Below are 19,465 nucleotides of genomic sequence, written 5' to 3'. Positions count from 1 at the left end.
TGCTGTAATAAAAAGTCAAAGGCCTTATGTGGATAACTTTGTAAAATCCGAACCAATAATTAAAAATGCCGCCTAAATATCCTTGCAAAAGAATTGATTTATTGTTTGGAATAACCATGACAATCCGTGCGGATAAAGCCACAAGACTACAAGGACTTGAATACTTTAAAGATAGCTCTTGATAATATTTGGGGTTCTTTTGGAGTAAACTATCAAATCAAATTTTCAAAGAACAAAATGTAAAATAATTGTGTACAACTACTTAATAACACCTTAGTTTCCGTTTTTCGGCTCTTTTGGCCTGTGTCCCAATCACATACTCTGCTCGAAAGGAAAGAAATCCATAGGAATCTTTGACTTTGGGATTTCCGCGTTGATTGCCTGCGTCATTTCGTGCGCTGAAACCTACAGGCAATGTGGCAGGGTCGAGCTCAGGGCGTCGGTCTGAAAGCCTGAGTGCCAATTCAGACATGCCGGCAGGGTTGGGATAAACCGTACTTACGTCATCTAAATAATCTGAATTGGCAAAATTGTCGCTTAATTCAACGGCAAAATTCCAACGATTGTTATATTTCCAGGAAACGCCAAAACCCAAAATCCCAATTCGTGTACTGCGCTTATAAGCCACCCCTTCAGTCATAAGCGGAGGTAAACTTTGCCAATTCCCCTCATATTTAGCCTTTGGATTAATTCCTGTTATTCCTAACCCTCCAAATAAATAAGGCTTCAAAAAGCGGTCATCGCTGTACTGAAAAATATCAAATTGAAGACCCCCATAAGCGGCGACATTGTCGGAACGGAAAGAAAGGTTGTTGTACCAAATAGGTCCACCAGCCTGTTTACCAGAGATTCTATACAGGTCTACTTCACCTCTTACCGAAAAACGTTCTGCCAACCGATAATTGAGTGCCACAGCCAAATGGGGCTGAATAAATCGAAGATCCGTTTTAGCCCGCATATCGCCTATATAATAGGAAAAACCCGTACCAAAACTAAGTTTTAAAACACCAAAAGCGGGAACGTTGCGATAGATATTATTGCGCCTTGTTTGCGCTAAAGTAGATTGACAAGCGATCCCACATACCAAAATGATTGCCAATCGAACTCTTAGATTTGCCATATTTTACGGGTTTGTCCTCGTATTTCACATTAACGAAAATAGTGCCAAGGTTTATATTTCACACTTACTTTATTTATATGGATTGGTGTCAAAATTAAACATCAAAAATTATTTCGTAAAAAAAATAATAAAATAGGTTGTGTTTTTAGTAAAAAATGCAGACCTTTGCGAGCCTTTTCAAAAGACAGTTTGATAATTTCATTACGAAAATACAAATTAGGTGAAGGTCCGAAAGGAAACCGCATCTGAATTCAATATCTGGTTTAGCAATTTATTAGCTGTGCCACATTAACTGAAGTCAGATGTAAAAACGTCTGACTTTTTTTATTGCTGTTTTGAAAATAAAAAATCGATGTAATTTGGATTAATAAAATAGATTGCCGACCTTTGCAATCCGTTTTACAAAATAAATTTTATAACCTGCTGTAAATCAAAAAGATGTCTGGTTTAATAGGAAAAAAAATCGGGATGACAAGCGTGTACACTGCGGACGGGCAGGCTCTGGCGTGTACAGTAATTGAAGCTGGTCCTTGTGTAGTAACACAGGTAAGAACCGAAGAAACTGATGGATACAAAGCTGTTCAACTCGGTTTCGGTGAGAAAAAAGAAAAGCATACGACCCAGCCGCTCATGGGTCACTTTAAAAAGGCAGGTACAACTCCTAAGCGTAAATTGGTTGAGTTTAAAGAGTTTGAAGTTGAACTCGCACTTGGTCAGGCGCTCTCTGTAATTGACGTATTTGTTGAAGGAGACTTTGTGGATGTGGTAGGTACTGTCAAAGGTCGAGGTTTTCAGGGTGTTGTTAAACGCCATGGCTTCGGTGGAGTAGGTGGTCAAACGCACGGACAACATAACCGTGCACGTCACCCTGGTTCAATTGGTGCCTGTTCATTTCCTTCGCGTGTATTTAAAGGTATTCGCATGGGAGGTCGTATGGGTAATAACCGAGTTAAGGTTCAGAACCTTAAAGTGTTGAAGGTAATCCCTGAGCAGAATCTCGTCGTTATCAGTGGCTCAGTGCCAGGTGCGAAGAATTCGTTTGTAATCATTGAAAAGTAATCAATCGCAACGGCGAATCAAGACACAAGACAATGGAACTTTCAGTAATAAATATAAAAGGACAGGCTACGGGTAAAACAATAGCTCTCTCCGATGAAGTGTTCGGTATTGAGCCCAATGAACACGTAGTGTATTTGGACGTAAAGCAGTACTTGGCTAATCAACGCCAAGGAACGCATAAGTCAAAAGAACGTGCCGAGGTTGCATACTCGACGAGAAAGATTAAGCGTCAAAAAGGCACAGGTGGAGCACGTGCAGGTTCGATTAAATCTCCTGTATTTGTTGGTGGTGGACGTGTCTTTGGACCAAGACCACGTGATTATAGCTTTAAGCTAAACAAAAAAGTAAAGGTATTGGCTCGTAAGTCAGTACTTTCAGCAAAAGCAAAAGCAAATGGCATTTCGGTTGTTGAAGACTTTACTTTCGAAGGACCGAAAACCAAGCAATATCTTTCAATGTTGACTGCGCTTGCGCTTGTTGGAAAGAAAACGCTCCTTATTTTGCCGGATTACGACAACAATGTGTTTTTGTCAGGACGTAATATTCCAAAAGTGAACATTACAACTGCCGATGAGGTCAGTACTTATGACTTAATCAACGCAGAAATATTATTGATTAGCGAAACTGCAGTGTCGAAGCTAGAAAATATCTTGAACAAGTAAGACAATGAGTGTACTCAAACGACCGATATTAACCGAAAAAGCTACTGCACTCAGCAACTTGGGTAAGTATGTATTTGAGGTATCTAAAACTGCCAATAAAATTGAAATCGCGAATGCCATCGAAAAAATGTATGGCGTGAGTGTAGCAAGTGTAGATACTATGCGTGCTATAGGCAGAAAAAAAACCAGAATGTCACGGGGTAAGGCTATAAGTGGTATTACTTCAACGTATAAAAAAGCCATTGTGACACTGAAAAAAGGCGAAGTAATTGATATCTACGCTGATACTGTTTAAAATCGTTGAAGTAGCAAATAACTGAAAAAACAATGGGAGTCATTAAGCTCAAACCAACAACCCCAGGTCAGCGCTTTCGTACGGCTCCGTCGTTTGACGAAATTACGACCGACAAGCCCGAAAAAAGCCTGTTGGCACCCATCAAAAAGACGGGTGGACGCAACAGTCAGGGACGTCGTACAGCTCGTTACATCGGCGGTGGTCACAAGCGCATGTATCGTATCATTGATTTTAAGCGTAATAAATTGGAAGTGTCTGCTACGGTATTATCAGTAGAATACGATCCAAACCGTTCAGCACGTATTGCTTTGGTTGAATACCAAGACGGTGAGAAACGCTATATTATCGCTCCTCAGGGAATTACAGTAGGACAAACTATAGTTTCTGGCCAAAGTGTTGCTCCTGAAGTAGGAAACGCATTGCCACTTAGTTCAATGCCAATTGGTACGATTGTTCACAATGTAGAAATGCATCCAGGTAAAGGCGGTCAGTTAGTTCGCAGTGCTGGTACTTATGCTCAATTAGTAGCACGTGACGGTAAATATGCAGTATTGCGTATGCCTTCGAGCGAAATGCGTATGATACTTTCGACTTGTATGGCTACTGTAGGTTCTGTGTCTAATGCAGATCACATGAACGTAAGTCTGGGTAAAGCAGGTCGTAAACGTTGGTTAGGTGTTCGTCCACGAGTTCGTGGTGTTGCTATGAACCCAGTTGATCACCCTATGGGTGGTGGTGAAGGTCGTGCATCAGGTGGACATCCACGCTCACGCACAGGTCTGTACGCAAAGGGTAAGAAAACCCGTACTCCGAAAAAGTATTCTAATCGTTTGATAATTAGCAAACGCAAAAAATAATCGAAGATAAATGGGACGTTCGATAAAAAAAGGGCCATACATTGACTTCCGCTTGCAAACCAAGATTGATGTCATGAATGGTGCAGGCAAAAAGTCAGTCATAAAGACTTGGTCAAGACGCAGTACAATCTCCCCAGATTTTATTGGTCATACTTTTGCAGTACACAATGGCAATAAGTTTATTCCTGTGTATGTGACCGAAAACATGGTTGGGCATAAGTTGGGCGAATTCTCTCCTACTCGCAATTTCCGCGGGCACATTGCCAAAAAGGACAAAGGTAAGCGATAGTAATAGTCAAAAGAAAATGGAAGCAAGAGCTATATTAAGAAACGTACCCACTTCACCTCGCAAAATGCGGCTTGTTGCCGATATGATTCGAGGACAAAAAGTGAGCCGCGCCCTGGCGATTTTGCAGTATCAACCACAAGCGACCGCGCCGGTTTTAAAGAAAGTTTTGATGTCGGCAGTGGCAAATTGGCAACAACTCAATGAAGGTGCCAAACTTGAAGATGCTGAACTTTACGTAAAGACAGTGTTTGTGGATGGCGGTGCGATGTTAAAGCGCCTGCGTCCTGCACCTCAAGGTCGTGCTTACCGTGTCCGTAAACGCTCTAACCACATTACAATTGTGGTAGATGACGCAGCAGAAGTAATCCAACAAGAAGCCTAAAATTTCAATAACGAATGGGACAGAAAGTTAATCCTATAGGTCTGCGACTCGGTATAGTCCGTGGTTGGGAGTCAAGCTGGTATGGTGGACGTGAGTTTGCCGATAAGCTGATTGAAGACGAGCAGATTCGCAAATATATTTCCGCTCGTATTCCTAAAGGTGCAATCTCCAAAGTAGTCATTGAACGTACTTTGAAGCGTATCACTCTTACGATTCACACGGCTCGTCCTGGTATCGTAATCGGTAAAGGTGGGAACGAGGTTGATAAAATTAAGGAAGAGTTAAAGAAAATTACGGGTAAAGACATTCAAATCAACATCTACGAAATTAAGCGTCCTGAAATTGATGCTAAATTGGTTGGAGAGTCGATTGCTCAACAATTGGAAAACCGTATCTCTTATCGTCGTGCAATGAAGCAAGCTATCTCTTCAGCAATGAGAGTGGGTGCTCAAGGTATCAAAGTTCGCGTATCAGGTCGTTTAGGCGGTGCCGAGATGGCACGTACCGAAGAATACAAAGAAGGTCGTGTACCTCTTCATACACTTCGTGCTGATATTGACTACGCTATTTCAGAAGCCTTGACAGTCTATGGCAAGATAGGTATCAAAGTATGGATATTCAAAGGCGAAATCTTTGGAAAGCGCGATTTATCACCAATTAGTGGCGGTGCAGCATCAGCTGAACGCAGTGGTGGTAATGACCGAGGCGGAGATCGTGGAGATCGTCGCAGAGGTGGTGGCGGAGACGGAGATCGTCGCAGAGGCGGTGGCGGTGGAGATCGTGACGGTGGAGGTGATCGCCGCGGTGCCGGAAATGGACCTGGTGCTGGAAAAAACCGAGGAGCTGGAGCCAATAATCGCAACAAGAAAAAGTAATTATCGAAAGCAACGGGTCATTATTGATACCGAATAATACTGCTGAACCATGTTACAACCGAAAAGAACCAAGTTCCGCAAACAACAAAAAAGTAAAGGGTCTGAACAAGGTATGGCTACTCGTGGCCATCAGATCGCTTTCGGTACGTTTGCTATTAAATCGCTCGAGCCAGGCTGGATCACAGCACGCCAAATTGAGGCAGCTCGTATCTCTGTTACCCGTGCAATGAAACGTGAAGGTCAAGTGTGGATTCGGATTTTTCCTGATAAGCCGATTACCAAAAAACCACTCGAAGTACGTATGGGTAAAGGGAAAGGTGCGCCTGAGTACTGGGTAGCTCCTGTAAAAGCGGGTACAATTTTATTTGAAGCTACGGGTGTATCACTCGAATTAGCCAGCGAAGCGCTAAGATTAGCTGCTCAAAAATTGCCCGTAAAGACTAAATTCGTAGTTCGTCGCGATCATCAAGAAGAAGCAGAATAAGTATTAGTCAAATGAAAAATAGTGAAATAAAAGCGCTGACGGTAGAGCAATTGCAGCAAACCCTCTTCGAGGAGCAAGATCGTCTACTCAAGTTGAAGTTTGCTCATGCCGTATCTCCGATTGAAAATCCGATGCGTATTCGCAATACGCGCCGCCTGATTGCCAGGTTGATGACGGAATTGTCGGCTAAAAACAAAGCCGCAAGCGCGTAATAATGGTCAGGAGACCCCAATTGTAAAATAACCGACACAATGGAGGCAGCAGCACAAACAACTGTAGAAAGAAATTTACGTAAAGTCAGAATTGGCCGCGTTGTAAGCAACAAGATGGAAAAATCTTGCGTTGTAGCGGTTGAGCGTAAAGTAAAGCACCCAAAATACGGTAAGTTTATGAAAAAAACTACCAAATTAATGGTGCATGACGAAAGCAACGAGTGTGGTATCGGAGATACTATTCGTGTAATGGAAACCCGCCCGCTCAGCAAGAATAAGCGTTGGAGATTAGTCGAAATCATTGAAAAAGCGAAATAACAATGGTACAGCAAGAATCAAGACTGTCTGTAGCCGATAATAGTGGCGCAAAGGAAGTACTAGTAATCCGTGTTTTAGGCGGAACAGGAAAACGATATGCTTCAATCGGTGACAAAGTTGTAGTGGCAGTTAAACAGGCAATTCCTTCGGGCAACATAAAGAAAGGTACAGTTTCTAAAGCCGTTGTTGTTCGTACCAAGAAAGAAATCCGTCGGAAAGATGGTTCTTACATTCGATTCGAGGATAACGCCGTAGTATTGCTCAACAACCAAGACGAACCGCGTGGCACCCGTATCTTCGGACCCGTTGCTCGTGAGTTGCGTGAGAAAAACTTTATGAAAATTGTTTCATTGGCACCTGAAGTATTGTAGAAGCAATGGAAAGAAAATACAACAAACAGCCCAAATTACACATTCGTACTGGAGATTCAGTAAAGGTAATTGGTGGCAATTCAAAAGGTCAGTCTGGCAAAATTGTCAAAGTGCTGGTAGAGAAGCAACGTGCGATTGTGGAAGGGGTCAATATGATTACCAAACACATAAAGCCAACCGCTGCTAACCCACAGGGAGATCTTAGAAAGACAGAAGGCTCAATCCATATCAGTAATTTGATGGTCATTGATCCTGCCACAGGCGAAGCTACTCGTACAGGACGTAAACTGAATGAGCAAGGGAAATTGCAACGCTACTCGAAGGAAACAGGCAAATTTATAGCTGATCCTTCTAAATAAGTTATAGCAGTTTGTCGCTGTAGCCAACAATCTAAAATAACTTTGGTTAATTAAATTGTAAGCTGCTTACTGTAAGCTCTAAAGAAGTGGGTCGGAAATCCACAAAACTATAAATGAAATGGCAACTACGAGATTAAAAGAAAAATACGTAAAGGATGTCGTTACACTTTTGCAGGACAAGTTTCAATACAAGTCAGCAATGCAAGTGCCTCGTTTATCGAAAATTGTTATTAACAAAGGGATAGGCGGAGCGGTTGCTGATAAGAAATTGGTTGATGCAGGTATCGAAGAGATTACGCTTATTGCCGGTCAAAAAGCAATACCGACTATCTCTAAAAAAGCAATCTCAAACTTTAAGTTACGCGAAAAAATGCCAATTGGTGTAAAAGTTACTCTTCGCGGTGACAAAATGTTTGAATTCTTAGACCGCTTGACAAGTATAGCGCTACCACGCGTACGTGACTTTCAAGGAATAAGCGATAAAGGCTTTGATGGACGTGGTAACTACACTTTTGGTGTGAAGGAACAAATTATTTTCCCTGAAATTCAAATTGACAAAGTGAATAAGATTTCAGGAATGGATATTACGTTCGTAACTACTGCCAAAACAGATGAAGAGAGCTACGAATTGTTGAAAGCACTTGGTATGCCCTTTACTAAAGGAAAAAAATAAGAATCCCTTTTTCAACGAAATAAGGAAATGGCGAAAGAATCCGTAAAAGCAAGAGAATTGAAAAAGCAAAAGCTGGTTGCTAAGTATGCTGAGAAGCGTGCTGCCTTGAAAGAGGCCGGTGACTGGGAAGGTTTAGACAAATTGCCTCGTAGTTCTTCGGCAGTTCGTTTACACAATCGTTGCCGTCTAACAGGCCGTCCACGTGGATATATGCGCAAGTTTGGAATTTGCCGCGTTGTATTCCGTGAAATGGCTTCGCAAGGAAAAATTCCTGGCGTTACCAAAGCAAGTTGGTAAATCGTTTTTGTTTTCAAAATCAATTCCGTAACTTTGCAGCCCTTTTACGGAAGGGCCGCAGCAAATCAGTAGAGAAATGTTAACCGATCCCATAGCAGATTATCTGACGAGAATCAGAAACGCCATAAGGGCGAAGCACCGGGTTGTGGAAATACCTGCTTCAAATATTAAGAAGGAGATTACTAAAGTACTCTACGATAAAGGCTATATCCAGAACTATAAGTTTGAAGATAATGGTCCGCAGGGTATAATCAAGATTGCTTTAAAATACAACCCAGTAACAAAGCAGTCTGCCATTGTTGATTTACAACGCGTAAGTAAACCGGGTTTACGTAAGTATTCTGGCGCTATTGATATGCCTCGCATTCTTAATGGCCTTGGCGTTGCAATTGTATCTACCTCAAAAGGGGTAATGACTGACAAAGAAGCTCGTGTACTAAACGTGGGTGGAGAAGTACTGTGTTACGTTTACTGATAAAACACTGAAAAGAAATGTCTCGTATAGGAAAAAAACCGATTACGCTACCAGCAAACGTTACAATATCTGTGTCGGATGACAACGTCCTTACAGTAAAAGGACCTAAAGGAACCCTGACTCGTGGTATTGACCGTGATATTAAGGTAGAAATAGATGGCAGTGAATTGACAGTTGTACGTCCAACCGAACAAAAACGTCATAAAGCGCTGCACGGATTGTACCGTTCGCTCATTAGTAACATGGTTACTGGAGTAAGCGAAGGATATAAAGCTCAGTTAGAAGTTGTTGGTGTAGGTTATAAAGCCTCTGTTAATAACAATATTCTTGAAATGAGTCTTGGATATTCACATGGTATTTTCTTCGCTGTACCCTCAGAAGTGAAGGTGTCAGCTACAATGGAGAAAGGACAAAACCCGAAAGTTTTTTTGGAATGTATTGACAAAGAACTGTTAGGGCAAATTGCAGCTAAAATTCGGTCATTCCGCAAGGTAGAGCCTTACAAAGGTAAAGGTATTCGTTTTGTAGGTGAGCAAATCAGACGTAAGGCTGGTAAAGCTGCTGCTAAGAAGTAATCAGTAATCTGAAAAATTGTAAGCAATCATGGCTTCAGTAAAAAGCGAAAGAAGACAGCGTATCAAATACCGGATTCGGAAAAAAGTAGCTGGTACTACAGAAAAACCGCGACTTTCGGTTTTCCGATCAAATGCCCGCATTTATGCGCAAGTAATTGATGATACAAAAGGTCAAACTTTGGTCTCTGCTTCATCTATTGAACTTGATGCGACGAAAGCAAGTGTCAATGCAGACGATGCTAAAAAAGTTGGACTGAAATTGGCAGAGAAAGCACTCGCAGCAGGCGTTAGTGCGGTTGTATTTGACCGCAATGGTTATTTGTATCACGGCAAAGTAAAAGCATTGGCAGACGGCGCTCGTGAGGGCGGTCTCAAATTCTAAAAAGATATGTCAAACATTATCAAACCTTTGAAATACAACGAAGCAGACCTTAAAGAAAAGGTAGTAGCTATCAATCGTGTTGCCAAAGTAGTAAAAGGTGGACGTCGTTTTAGTTTCTCAGCAATTGTAGTTGTCGGCGACGGCAAAGGAGTAGTAGGTTATGGTTTGGGAAAAGCCAATGAAGTAACTGATGCTATTGCGAAAGGAATCGAAGATGCGAAGAAAAACCTCGTGCAAGTGCCGCTTCTTAAAGGTACTGTTCCTCACGAAATGCACGGTAAATTTAGTGGCGGCTTAGTATTTGTTAAGCCCGCTGCTCCTGGTACAGGTGTAATCGCAGGTGGTGCAATGCGTGCCGTATTGGAAGCTGCTGGTGTGCACGACGTATTAGCAAAATCGAAAGGGTCTTCAAATCCGCACAACGTAGTGAAAGCCACGATTGATGCGCTTTTAAAGATGAGAGCACCTCACCAAGTTGCTTTTCAGCGTGGAATAAAGTTGGCCAAAGTGTTTAATGGATAATCTTTTGAGAAAATGTCAAAGATAAGAGTTACACAAGTTAGAAGTATGATTGGCCGTCCTGAGAACCAAAAACGCACATTAGCTGCTTTGGGTCTTGGCAAAATCAACCGTAGTATTGAGGTTGAACCGAATCCTGCCCTTATTGGGATGATTCGTAAGGTAGATCATTTAGTGAAAGTTGAAGAGATTTAATCAGCGATATAGCAATGAATCTTAGCTCATTGAAACCAGCCGCAGGCTCGGTAAAAACAAAAAAACGCCTTGGTAGAGGGCACGGTTCAGGAATGGGCGGCACATCTACTCGTGGTCACAAAGGTGCGCAGTCACGTTCTGGATACAGTCAGAAAAGTCACTTTGAAGGCGGGCAAATGCCTCTTCAAAGACGTGTTCCTAAATTCGGTTTTAAAAATATTAACCGTGTAGAGTATAAAGCGCTTAACTTAGATTCTATACAGGCTTTGGTTGAGAAAACCAATGTTACTGTAGTGGATACAGAAGTGCTATACAATAATGGTTTGGTATCAAAAACTGATTTAGTAAAAATCCTTAACCGCGGTGAACTTAAAGTTGCAGTTGAAGTTAAAGCTCATGCTTTTTCTAAAACAGCAGTAGAAGCAATCGAAAAAGCGGGTGGTAAAGCAGTTACATTGTAATCTTACAAAAGAATTTGTAACTTTGCCTGATTTTTTCACGGGTAAATCTAAAAATGCATGAAACGGTTTATACAGACCTTAAAAAATATCTTTTCAATTGAAGAGTTGAGAAATCGTATTCTCTATACTCTTCTTTTGATTTCTGTTTATCGGTTAGGATACTATATTGTGCTCCCTGGAGTTGATAGTTCCAAACTTAATATCGATACAGCGGGTCTATTGGGGTTATTGGATACTTTTCTGGGAGGAGCTTTCAGCAAGGCGTCTATTTTTGCTCTGGGTATCATGCCTTACATTTCGGCATCAATCGCAATTCAGTTATTGACGATGGCGCTTCCTTATTTTCAGAAAATGCAGAAGGAAGGGGAATCAGGTCGTAAAAAGTTGAATCAAATTACACGGGTTCTAACTATTTTTGTGACAATCGCTCAGTCAATCAGTTATTTGCAAACAACAATCTCGACGGATGCTTTGTTGATTAGTCGTGCTGCTTTTACAGTATCTTCTGTCTTTATTCTAACTGCTGGTACTATTTTCTGTATGTGGTTAGGTGAGCGGATCACAGATCGTGGAATTGGCAACGGTACTTCGATGCTGATTATGATTGGAATTGTTTCTCGTTTCCCTAAAGCAATCATTCAGGAAGCTACGTCACGCGGTAGTGGAGGCTTATTGATTTTCGTAGTTGAAATTGTTGCCTTGTTTGTTGTTGTAATGTTCGCAGTAGCATTGACTCAAGCTGTTCGTAGAGTACCTATTCAATATGCAAAGCAGGTAGTAGGTAATAAAGTAATGGGCGGACAAAGACAATATTTACCCTTAAAACTTAATACTTCGGGTGTAATGCCTATTATATTCGCTCAGGCATTGATGTTTATTCCATCTTTAGTGGCTGGATTATTTGCTGAGAAAAGTGATTTTGCAAACTCTGTAGCAACTACTTTCAATGATTATACAACATGGCAATACAATGCTTTGTTTGCAACATTAATTATTGTATTTACTTTCTTTTACACTGCTATTGCAATCAGTCCTCAGCAGATTTCTGATGACATGAAAAGAGGAGGAGGCTTTATTCCGGGAGTTAAGCCTGGTTTGTCAACTTCAGATTTTATTGCTACCGTCCTTGATCGAATTACTTTGCCTGGCGGTATATTATTAGCGGTAATAGCTATTTTACCATCCCTTGCAAGTATGACAGGAATGACACGGGAATTTGCACAGTTTTTTGGAGGTACTTCACTTTTAATTTTAGTAGGGGTTGTTTTGGATACCTTACAGCAAGTTGAAAGCTATTTGCTAATGAAACGCTACGAAGGTTTGATGAAATCGGGTAGAGTAAAAGGACGCACTGAAACAGTGGCAGTGTAATGACAAAGATGATTTTTCTTAAATCAGATGAAGAAATTTCTCTGATAAAAGAAAGTGCTGAGGTGTTAGGTAAAGCGCATGCTGAAGTAGCAAAATGGATAAAACCGGGAGTAACTACTAAGCAATTGGATAAAGTAGCTGATGACTATATTCGTGATAATCACGGAAGTCCTTCTTTTAAAGGGTACAATGGGTTTCCCGCAGCGCTCTGTATTTCTATTAATGAAACAGTAGTTCATGGTTTCCCAAGTCAATATCAATTGCGTGAAGGTGATGTGATTTCGATTGATTGTGGAGTAAAATTAAAAGGGTTTCATAGCGATAGCGCTTACACTTATCCAATTGGGAATGTAAGCCATGAAGTAGAAAATCTGCTTAAAAGAACAAAGCAGTCTCTCTATCTGGGTATTGAACAGGCAACGGATGGAAAGCGGATAGGTGATATCGGATATGCTATTCAAACTTATGTGGAGCGTTTCGGATATGGTGTAGTTAGAGAATTAGTTGGACATGGTGTCGGTCGCAATTTGCATGAAAGTCCTGAAGTTCCAAATTATGGAAAACGGGGACAAGGCCCAAAGTTAAGAGAAGGGATGGTCATTGCGATTGAGCCAATGATAACTTTAGGAAAGAGGTCTGTGGTTCAAGAGAAAGATGGGTGGACAATTAGAACTACTGATCGTAAGCCTGCCGCTCATTTTGAGCATACTGTAGTAGTACAGAAAGGGAAAGCAGAAATCTTGACTACATTTAAGTACATTGAAGAAGTAACCAAAAATACGACGTTAATGGTAAGCGTCTAAAATCTCTTACCAAAAAATCAGTATATGGCAAAACAAGGACTCATCGAAGTTGACGGAATCATAGTAGAAGCACTCTCTAATGCCATGTTTCGAGTACAACTTGAAAATAAGCATGAAGTAATTGCGCATATCTCCGGCAAAATGCGAATGAATTATATCAAAATTTTGCAAGGTGATCGAGTTAAATTGGAAATGTCGCCGTATGATTTATCAAAAGCTCGAATTATTTATCGCTATAAATAGTAGTAACTTGATTGTAGATTGATAGGTTGTAGAACTTAAGATAAAAGGTGATAATCTGAATCCCGACTTCAATAAACCGAAATCTAAAATCCAAAATCAAATACGACAATGAAAGTAAAAGCGTCTATTAAAAAGCGCAGTGCTGATTGTAAAGTGATTCGCCGCAAAGGTAAACTTTACGTTATCAATAGAAAAAATCCCAAGTACAAACAAAGACAAGGATAATTTAAGATATGGCACGTATTGCAGGTGTTGACATTCCGGACAAAAAACGCGGAGAAATCTCGTTGACTTACATCTATGGGATTGGGCGTAGTTCCGCTCGTAAAATTTTGGAAAAAGCCGGAATTAATTATGACAAGAAAGTAACTGAATGGTCGGACGAAGAGGCGAACGCTGTTCGGGGAATCATTAACGGTGAATTTAATACAGAAGGCGCATTGCGCTCAGAAGTCCAGCTGAGTATAAAGCGTTTAATGGATATTGGTTGTTATCGAGGTTTGCGACATCGGAAGGGCTTGCCTGTTCGTGGTCAAAGAACTAAGAACAATAGCCGTACTCGTAAAGGCAAGCGTAAGACAGTGGCTAACAAGAAAAAAGCTACTAAGTAATACTTAAAAAGTTAATAGCGGCATTCCCGCTCCAGTTATTGTTAATCGTGGGTTGAAACCTGACTGTTAGCCATAACTAATAACGAAAATACAAAAATGGCTCAAAATAAGCGTAAAGATAAGGCAAAAAAGCGCGTTGTACAGGTGGAGCAAGTGGGTCAAGTCCATATTAGAGCTTCATTTAACAACATTATTATTTCGGTTACCAATTTGTCAGGCCAAGTTATTTCTTGGGCTTCAGCAGGTAAAATGGGTTTCAAAGGCTCTAAAAAGAATACACCTTACGCGGCACAAACAGCAGCTCAAAGTTGTGCTCAAGTAGCTTATGACCTTGGAATGCGTAAAGCAGAAGTGTTCGTAAAAGGCCCAGGTTCAGGTCGCGAATCAGCTATTCGTACCGTTCAAAATGTAGGAATCGAAGTTACTACTATCAAAGATATTACTCCGCTACCTCACAATGGTTGCCGTCCTCCCAAGCGTAGAAGAGTTTAGTTTTTAATGTTTTATAAAGCCGTAAGAACAATCTGCAATTTGGACACTGGGGTTGCAGGATTGTTCTTACGGTAATTTTTGTGTTTAAAATAAATCAAATCAAATGGCACGGTACACAGGTCCAAAGTCAAAGATTTCGCGTCGTTTTGGTGAGGCCATCATGGGTCCCAGCAAGGCGCTTAACAAAAAGAATTATCCTCCGGGCCAACATGGCCGAGGACGTCGTAGTAAGAAGTCAGAATATGCACTTCAATTACAGGAAAAACAAAAGGTAAAATATACTTACGGTATCTTGGAGCGCCAATTCCGTAACTTATTTCACCGTGCAGCAGTTCGTGAGGGAATCACGGGTGAAAACTTGCTCAAACTTTGTGAAGCACGTCTTGACAATACTGTTTATCGTTTAGGAATTGCTCCTACTCGTCGCGCTGCCCGTCAGTTGGTGACTCACAAACACATCACTATTGATGGTGAAATTGTGAACGTTCCTTCATTCTCATTGCGTCCCGGTCAAGTAGTTGGGGTTCGTGAGAAATCAAAATCACTCGAAGCTATTGCAGACAGTTTATCTTCGCGCGTTGCTAATACAAAGCGTTATAACTGGCTGGAATGGGACAATAGCATGATGGTTGGTAAATTTGTACAATATCCGGAGAGAGATCAAATTCCGGAGAATGTCAATGAGCAAGCTATCGTCGAATTGTATTCGAAGTAATCTTAAATCAGTACAAAACCCATTTGAGGTGGTTTGCCACGTCAAGGGTTTTGTTTTTGTATGTTTAGTAAAACATATTTTTTTGCGGTTTATTGCCGCTCTTCGGACTCTAAAAAAACTGCTAATCCTATGTCTATTTTAGCATTCCAAATGCCTGACAAGGTCGTAATGGAAAAGGCCGACGACTTTCACGGGTTGTTTGAGTTCAAGCCGCTGGAAAAAGGCTTCGGTGTAACCATTGGAAATGCGTTGCGTCGAATTCTGCTTTCATCGCTGGAAGGTTACGCCATTACAAGTGTAAGATTTCCAAGTGTACTCCATGAATTCTCTTCCATAGAAGGTGTTGTGGAAGATGTTACCGAAATTGTGCTGAACCTGAAAATGGCTCGCTTCAAAAAAGTTTCGGAAATGGTTGACAACAAAATAACAGTAAGCGTAAAAAACCAATCAGTGGTGACGGCTGGCGATATCGCCAAATTTACGTCTTCATTTCAGGTTTTGAACCCGGATTTAGTTATTTGTCACATTGACGACCAAATTACCTTTGAGATGGAAATTCTCATTGAGAAGGGTCGGGGTTATGTTCCGGCTGATGAACCGCGTAATATGGAATTACCAATTGGTCATATTCCTATTGATGCGATCTATACGCCCATCAAAAATGTAAAGTACAGCGTAGAAAATACGCGCGTAGAACAAAAAACTGACTACGAAAAATTGCTTATTGAAGTAACTACTGATGGGTCAATTCACCCTGAAGAAGCACTCAAAGGCGCTGCTTACATCTTAATCCAGCACTTTATGTTGTTCTCTGATCAAACGATGACGTTTGAGACACAGAAAAATGACGAAGTAAGTGAAGTAGATGAGGAAATGTTGCGTATGCGCAAATTGTTGAAAACTCCGCTTGCAGATCTTGATTTGTCAGTACGGGCTTACAACTGCCTTAAATCTGCTGATATTAAGACTCTTGGCGATTTGGCTAAACTTGAAGTAGCTGATATGATGAAGTTCCGCAACTTTGGTAAAAAATCACTTACTGAGTTGGAGCAACTGGTCGCTGAGAAAAATTTAGTGTTTGGAATGGATGTTACAAAGTATCGCTTAGACGAGGATTAATTTTATTTGACCTTTCCCACTTTTCGGGAAGGGTCTTTTTTTATGTATTGTTCAACCGGTTAGTATTCTGAAGCGCGTAGAATCGCCGCTCGAAGCTAATCACAAACTCAAACCAATGAGACACGGTAAAAAAGACAACCATTTGGGGCGTACCGCTTCGCACCGCAGCGCTTTGCTTCGTAATATGGCTTCGTCACTTATTTTGCACAAACGTATTGAAACTACTTTAGCAAAAGCAAAAGAACTCAAAAAGTATGTTGAGCCGATTTTGACAAGGGCTAAGGAAGACAATACCCACAATCGCCGTATTATTTTCTCTTATATTCCGGAGAAAGATGTGGTGAAAGAACTGTTCAGCACGATTGCCGATAAAATTGCAGATCGTCCGGGTGGTTACACACGTATTATCAAATTAGGTACTCGTCAGGGTGATGCTGCCGAAATGTGTATGATGGAATTAGTAGATTTCAACGAAACTCTATTGACTTCCGTTGAAGAGAAAGCAGCCAAAACACGTCGTAGTCGTCGTGGCGGTAAGAAAGGTGGCGCAACAGATGCCCCTGTAGCAGAAACTAAGGCAGCGGCTGTTATTGAAGAAGTGACTTCAGAAGACAGCGCAACTGCTGCTGCTGACGACATCGAAGTCATTGAAGGCATTGGTCCTAAAATCGCAGAAGCTCTTGCTGAAGCAGGTGTGACGACTTTTGCTCAATTGGCAGACATGACTCCCGAAGCCATTCAGGAAATTGTATCGGCGGCAGGCATTGGGTCTAAAAGCCCGGCTACTTGGCCACAGCAGGCAGCCCTTGCTCGCGATGGCAAATTTGATGAATTGAAAACTTGGCAAGACGAATTAAACGGCGGTCAAGAATAACCTTTTTCAATATAGTTCAGAAATGAAAAAGGGCTAAAATAAAAAAAGGGGTTAAACGAAAGTTTAGCCCCTTTTTTTGAAATTTGTAGAACTAACTACTCAATACCGAAAAAAAAATGGGTTCTCAACAACCAGCACTCTTACTTCTCGAAGACGGAACAGCCTTGAGAGGCTTAGCCCTAGGCAAAATTGGCACCATGGGTGGCGAAATTTGTTTTAATACAGGTATGACAGGTTATCAGGAAATTTATACTGATCCCTCTTACTTTGGCCAAATTGTGGTTAACACCAATTCTCATATTGGTAATTATGGAGTACAATTGGAAAGTGAGGAAGAATCCAATTCGATTAAAATCAGCGGGATGGTTTGTAATACCTTTTCACGAATTTATTCGAGGAAAACGGCTGACTTTTCGCTGCAAACTTATTTTGAACGCTCTGGGATTGTAGGCATCAGTGATGTTGATACTCGCCAACTGGTGCGCCACGTGCGTCAGAAAGGGGTTATGAATGCCATCATATCGTCCGAAATTTTGGACGAAAACCAGCTGATGCAACACTTGAAAGAGGTTCCTAATATGGATGGCTTAGAGTTGTCGTCTGTGGTATGTACGAAAGAAGCATATTTCATGGGAGATGAGGCAATAGCTCAGTATCGAATAGCGGTAATGGACTATGGTATCAAAAAAAGTATCTTGCTGAATTTGACTCAACGGGGTTGTTATTGCAAAGTATTTCCTGCCAAAACGCCTTTCGAAGAAGTAATGGCTTGGAATCCTGATGGATTCTTTATTTCCAATGGGCCGGGTGATCCCGCTTCTATGCCTTATGCAATACAAACCGTTCAGCAATTTTTAGAGACTAATAAACCCTTGTTTGGTATTTGCTTAGGGCATCAAATTTTGGGTTTAGCCAGTGGTATTTCAACCTATAAAATGCACCACGGCCACCGTGGGTTAAACCACCCTGTTAAAAATTACCTGACAGGAATGTGTGAAGTAACCTCTCAAAACCATGGTTTTGCGGTTAGCCCTGACGAAATTGAAGCACATCCGGACGTTGAAGTGACTCACATTAACCTCAATGATAAGACAATAGAGGGAATCAGACGTAAAGATAAGCCTGCTTTTTCGGTGCAATATCATCCTGAAGCTTCTCCTGGACCCCACGATTCACGGTACCTGTTTGATAGCTTTGTGAAATTATTTGAAGCATAAAAGCAATTTCTTTTTTTGTAGAAAACTCCCCGGTTTCGATTGGGGAGTTTTTTTATTTAGGGGATGTTTTTACTTATTCTGTAATTTAATGAATCTTTAGCTTGGCCTATTTATCAGTATTTACAATGATAATTTCGCTTTAAGAAGTGCGTCTTTTTGCTAAACCCTTCAATTATGAAAAATTACCTTTATACGCTTTCTATCATTATAGCTGCTACAGTAGCTATGTTTTTTCCACAATTTTTTACTCAAATCGGAGATTTTCAATTAAAAACGCTTATTGTTCCTTTATTACAAATCATTATGTTTGGAATGGGAACAACTATGAGTCCTAAGGATTTTGAGGCAGTCATAAAATCGCCCAAAAGTGTGGTGATTGGTCTTATTTGTCAGTTTACCATTATGCCATTGGTAGGTTTTATATTGGCCACCAGCTTTGATTTTCCGCCTGAAGTGGCAGCAGGCATTATTTTGATTGGTTGTTCACCCAGTGGTTTAGCATCCAATGTTATGGCTTATATTGCGAAAGCCAACGTGGCGTTGTCACTTACAATTACTTCATGTGCTACGTTTTTGGCACCTATATTAACACCGTTGCTGATGAAGTTATTAGGTGGAGCGTTTATTGAAGTAGATTTTTTCAAAATGATGATTGAAATTTTGAAAATCATCATTTTACCAATTGGAGTAGGTTTGTTGGTAAATAAAATTTTTAGAAATCAAGCTCAGTTTTTAAATAGATATATGCCCTTGGTATCCATGGCTGGTATTGCATTGATTATTTGTATTATTACAGCAGCAGGACGGGAAAGTTTATTGAAAGTGGGAGGTATATTAGTAATCTGTACGTTAATTCATAATATAAGCGGCTATCTATTAGGGTATTGGGGAGCAAGACTTCTGAAATTGCCTGAGCAGGATTGTCGTACAGTAGCGATTGAGGTAGGCCTTCAAAACGGAGGCTTGGCTTCAGGAATTGCACTTCAAATGGGTAAAGTAGCTACTGTCGGATTGGCCCCAGCACTTTTTGGACCGATTATGAATATCACAGGCTCACTGTTAGCGAGTTGGTGGAGCAAGAAACCTGTTGATAATTTACAAGCTGTAGAGATTGACACATCACTTAAAAATTAACTATTTGATTGTCGGAAATACCCGAA

General features: G+C 40.9%; 32 protein-coding genes. 31 read left to right on the top strand and 1 reads right to left on the bottom strand.

Annotation, left to right across the window (positions count from 1 at the left end; translation table 11 throughout):
• Nucleotides 1–262: 262 nt before the first annotated feature.
• Nucleotides 263–1,120: an outer membrane beta-barrel protein gene (locus Q0081_RS16460; RefSeq protein WP_298355427.1), complete on the bottom strand. Its 858-nt coding sequence runs from the start codon at nt 1,118–1,120 to the stop codon at nt 263–265.
• Between the two features lie 438 nt (nt 1,121–1,558).
• Here Q0081_RS16460 and rplC point away from each other — a divergent pair, with 438 nt between their 5' ends.
• The 31 genes from rplC (at nt 1,559) to Q0081_RS16305 (ending at nt 19,439) form a co-directional block, all read left to right on the top strand.
• Nucleotides 1,559–2,179 (top strand): 50S ribosomal protein L3, encoded by a 621-nt coding sequence (gene rplC, locus Q0081_RS16455; protein ID WP_298355425.1) that lies wholly within the window; start codon nt 1,559–1,561, stop codon nt 2,177–2,179.
• A 32-nt stretch (nt 2,180–2,211) separates the two neighbouring features.
• Complete coding sequence (gene rplD, locus Q0081_RS16450; protein ID WP_298355423.1) at nt 2,212–2,841, top strand: 50S ribosomal protein L4; 630 nt, start codon at nt 2,212–2,214, stop codon at nt 2,839–2,841.
• A 4-nt stretch (nt 2,842–2,845) separates the two neighbouring features.
• Nucleotides 2,846–3,136 (top strand): 50S ribosomal protein L23, encoded by a 291-nt coding sequence (gene rplW / locus Q0081_RS16445; protein WP_298355421.1) that lies wholly within the window; start codon nt 2,846–2,848, stop codon nt 3,134–3,136.
• 32 nt (nt 3,137–3,168) lie between these two features.
• Complete coding sequence (gene rplB, locus Q0081_RS16440; protein WP_298355419.1) at nt 3,169–3,993, top strand: 50S ribosomal protein L2; 825 nt, start codon at nt 3,169–3,171, stop codon at nt 3,991–3,993.
• Nucleotides 3,994–4,003: 10 nt separating this feature from the next.
• Nucleotides 4,004–4,282 (top strand): 30S ribosomal protein S19, encoded by a 279-nt coding sequence (rpsS, locus tag Q0081_RS16435; protein ID WP_013927434.1) that lies wholly within the window; start codon nt 4,004–4,006, stop codon nt 4,280–4,282.
• A gap of 16 nt (nt 4,283–4,298) precedes the next feature.
• Nucleotides 4,299–4,664 carry a 50S ribosomal protein L22 gene (gene rplV / locus Q0081_RS16430; protein WP_298355416.1) on the top strand — a complete coding sequence of 122 codons (366 nt, stop codon included), beginning with the start codon at nt 4,299–4,301 and terminating at the stop codon, nt 4,662–4,664.
• A gap of 14 nt (nt 4,665–4,678) precedes the next feature.
• Complete coding sequence (gene rpsC / locus Q0081_RS16425) at nt 4,679–5,539, top strand: 30S ribosomal protein S3 (RefSeq protein WP_298355414.1); 861 nt, start codon at nt 4,679–4,681, stop codon at nt 5,537–5,539.
• Nucleotides 5,540–5,588: 49 nt separating this feature from the next.
• A complete protein-coding gene (gene rplP, locus Q0081_RS16420; RefSeq protein ID WP_298355412.1) occupies nt 5,589–6,023 on the top strand; it encodes a 50S ribosomal protein L16 in 435 nt (144 codons plus the stop codon).
• A gap of 11 nt (nt 6,024–6,034) precedes the next feature.
• Nucleotides 6,035–6,235 carry a 50S ribosomal protein L29 gene (gene rpmC, locus Q0081_RS16415; RefSeq protein ID WP_298355410.1) on the top strand — a complete coding sequence of 67 codons (201 nt, stop codon included), beginning with the start codon at nt 6,035–6,037 and terminating at the stop codon, nt 6,233–6,235.
• Nucleotides 6,236–6,274: 39 nt separating this feature from the next.
• On the top strand, nt 6,275–6,553 hold the full coding sequence (gene rpsQ, locus Q0081_RS16410; RefSeq protein WP_298355408.1) for a 30S ribosomal protein S17: 279 nt from the start codon (nt 6,275–6,277) through the stop codon (nt 6,551–6,553).
• A gap of 2 nt (nt 6,554–6,555) precedes the next feature.
• Nucleotides 6,556–6,924 carry a 50S ribosomal protein L14 gene (gene rplN / locus Q0081_RS16405; protein WP_298355406.1) on the top strand — a complete coding sequence of 123 codons (369 nt, stop codon included), beginning with the start codon at nt 6,556–6,558 and terminating at the stop codon, nt 6,922–6,924.
• Nucleotides 6,925–6,929: 5 nt separating this feature from the next.
• On the top strand, nt 6,930–7,283 hold the full coding sequence (gene rplX, locus Q0081_RS16400) for a 50S ribosomal protein L24 (protein ID WP_298355404.1): 354 nt from the start codon (nt 6,930–6,932) through the stop codon (nt 7,281–7,283).
• Nucleotides 7,284–7,401: 118 nt separating this feature from the next.
• A complete protein-coding gene (gene rplE, locus Q0081_RS16395) occupies nt 7,402–7,956 on the top strand; it encodes a 50S ribosomal protein L5 (RefSeq protein WP_298355402.1) in 555 nt (184 codons plus the stop codon).
• 27 nt (nt 7,957–7,983) lie between these two features.
• On the top strand, nt 7,984–8,253 hold the full coding sequence (gene rpsN, locus Q0081_RS16390) for a 30S ribosomal protein S14 (RefSeq protein WP_028523595.1): 270 nt from the start codon (nt 7,984–7,986) through the stop codon (nt 8,251–8,253).
• A 76-nt stretch (nt 8,254–8,329) separates the two neighbouring features.
• Nucleotides 8,330–8,728, top strand: a complete 399-nt coding sequence (rpsH, locus tag Q0081_RS16385; RefSeq protein WP_298355398.1) for a 30S ribosomal protein S8 — start codon at nt 8,330–8,332, stop codon at nt 8,726–8,728.
• Nucleotides 8,729–8,745: 17 nt separating this feature from the next.
• Complete coding sequence (gene rplF, locus Q0081_RS16380) at nt 8,746–9,303, top strand: 50S ribosomal protein L6 (protein WP_298355396.1); 558 nt, start codon at nt 8,746–8,748, stop codon at nt 9,301–9,303.
• 28 nt (nt 9,304–9,331) lie between these two features.
• Nucleotides 9,332–9,685, top strand: coding sequence for a 50S ribosomal protein L18 (gene rplR, locus Q0081_RS16375; protein WP_298355395.1), 354 nt, complete (start codon nt 9,332–9,334; stop codon nt 9,683–9,685).
• A gap of 6 nt (nt 9,686–9,691) precedes the next feature.
• Nucleotides 9,692–10,207, top strand: coding sequence for a 30S ribosomal protein S5 (rpsE, locus tag Q0081_RS16370; RefSeq protein WP_298355393.1), 516 nt, complete (start codon nt 9,692–9,694; stop codon nt 10,205–10,207).
• 12 nt (nt 10,208–10,219) lie between these two features.
• A complete protein-coding gene (gene rpmD / locus Q0081_RS16365) occupies nt 10,220–10,399 on the top strand; it encodes a 50S ribosomal protein L30 (protein WP_298355391.1) in 180 nt (59 codons plus the stop codon).
• Between the two features lie 14 nt (nt 10,400–10,413).
• Nucleotides 10,414–10,860 carry a 50S ribosomal protein L15 gene (gene rplO / locus Q0081_RS16360; RefSeq protein WP_298355389.1) on the top strand — a complete coding sequence of 149 codons (447 nt, stop codon included), beginning with the start codon at nt 10,414–10,416 and terminating at the stop codon, nt 10,858–10,860.
• A gap of 57 nt (nt 10,861–10,917) precedes the next feature.
• A complete protein-coding gene (gene secY, locus Q0081_RS16355; RefSeq protein WP_298355387.1) occupies nt 10,918–12,231 on the top strand; it encodes a preprotein translocase subunit SecY in 1,314 nt (437 codons plus the stop codon).
• Between the two features lie 8 nt (nt 12,232–12,239).
• Nucleotides 12,240–13,034 carry a type I methionyl aminopeptidase gene (gene map / locus Q0081_RS16350; RefSeq protein ID WP_298355429.1) on the top strand — a complete coding sequence of 265 codons (795 nt, stop codon included), beginning with the start codon at nt 12,240–12,242 and terminating at the stop codon, nt 13,032–13,034.
• 24 nt (nt 13,035–13,058) lie between these two features.
• Nucleotides 13,059–13,277, top strand: coding sequence for a translation initiation factor IF-1 (gene infA / locus Q0081_RS16345; protein WP_013927416.1), 219 nt, complete (start codon nt 13,059–13,061; stop codon nt 13,275–13,277).
• Nucleotides 13,278–13,385: 108 nt separating this feature from the next.
• Nucleotides 13,386–13,502, top strand: a complete 117-nt coding sequence (gene rpmJ / locus Q0081_RS16340) for a 50S ribosomal protein L36 (protein ID WP_298355383.1) — start codon at nt 13,386–13,388, stop codon at nt 13,500–13,502.
• Nucleotides 13,503–13,510: 8 nt separating this feature from the next.
• Complete coding sequence (gene rpsM / locus Q0081_RS16335; protein ID WP_298355381.1) at nt 13,511–13,888, top strand: 30S ribosomal protein S13; 378 nt, start codon at nt 13,511–13,513, stop codon at nt 13,886–13,888.
• 96 nt (nt 13,889–13,984) lie between these two features.
• Nucleotides 13,985–14,380: a 30S ribosomal protein S11 gene (gene rpsK / locus Q0081_RS16330; protein WP_013927413.1), complete on the top strand. Its 396-nt coding sequence runs from the start codon at nt 13,985–13,987 to the stop codon at nt 14,378–14,380.
• Nucleotides 14,381–14,483: 103 nt separating this feature from the next.
• Nucleotides 14,484–15,095: a 30S ribosomal protein S4 gene (gene rpsD / locus Q0081_RS16325; RefSeq protein WP_298355378.1), complete on the top strand. Its 612-nt coding sequence runs from the start codon at nt 14,484–14,486 to the stop codon at nt 15,093–15,095.
• Nucleotides 15,096–15,224: 129 nt separating this feature from the next.
• Nucleotides 15,225–16,214, top strand: a complete 990-nt coding sequence (locus Q0081_RS16320) for a DNA-directed RNA polymerase subunit alpha (RefSeq protein WP_298355376.1) — start codon at nt 15,225–15,227, stop codon at nt 16,212–16,214.
• Between the two features lie 115 nt (nt 16,215–16,329).
• Nucleotides 16,330–17,088 (top strand): 50S ribosomal protein L17, encoded by a 759-nt coding sequence (gene rplQ / locus Q0081_RS16315; protein WP_298355374.1) that lies wholly within the window; start codon nt 16,330–16,332, stop codon nt 17,086–17,088.
• A 116-nt stretch (nt 17,089–17,204) separates the two neighbouring features.
• Entirely contained in the window at nt 17,205–18,305 is a 1,101-nt protein-coding gene (gene carA, locus Q0081_RS16310; protein ID WP_298355372.1) for a glutamine-hydrolyzing carbamoyl-phosphate synthase small subunit, read from the top strand.
• A gap of 174 nt (nt 18,306–18,479) precedes the next feature.
• Nucleotides 18,480–19,439 carry a bile acid:sodium symporter family protein gene (locus tag Q0081_RS16305; protein ID WP_298355370.1) on the top strand — a complete coding sequence of 320 codons (960 nt, stop codon included), beginning with the start codon at nt 18,480–18,482 and terminating at the stop codon, nt 19,437–19,439.
• Nucleotides 19,440–19,465: the final 26 nt, after the last annotated feature.

The organism is Runella sp. (assembly GCF_027484545.1).
Taxonomy (GTDB): Bacteria; Bacteroidota; Bacteroidia; order Cytophagales; family Spirosomataceae; genus Runella.
This window is presented reverse-complemented; position numbering and strand designations above follow the sequence as displayed.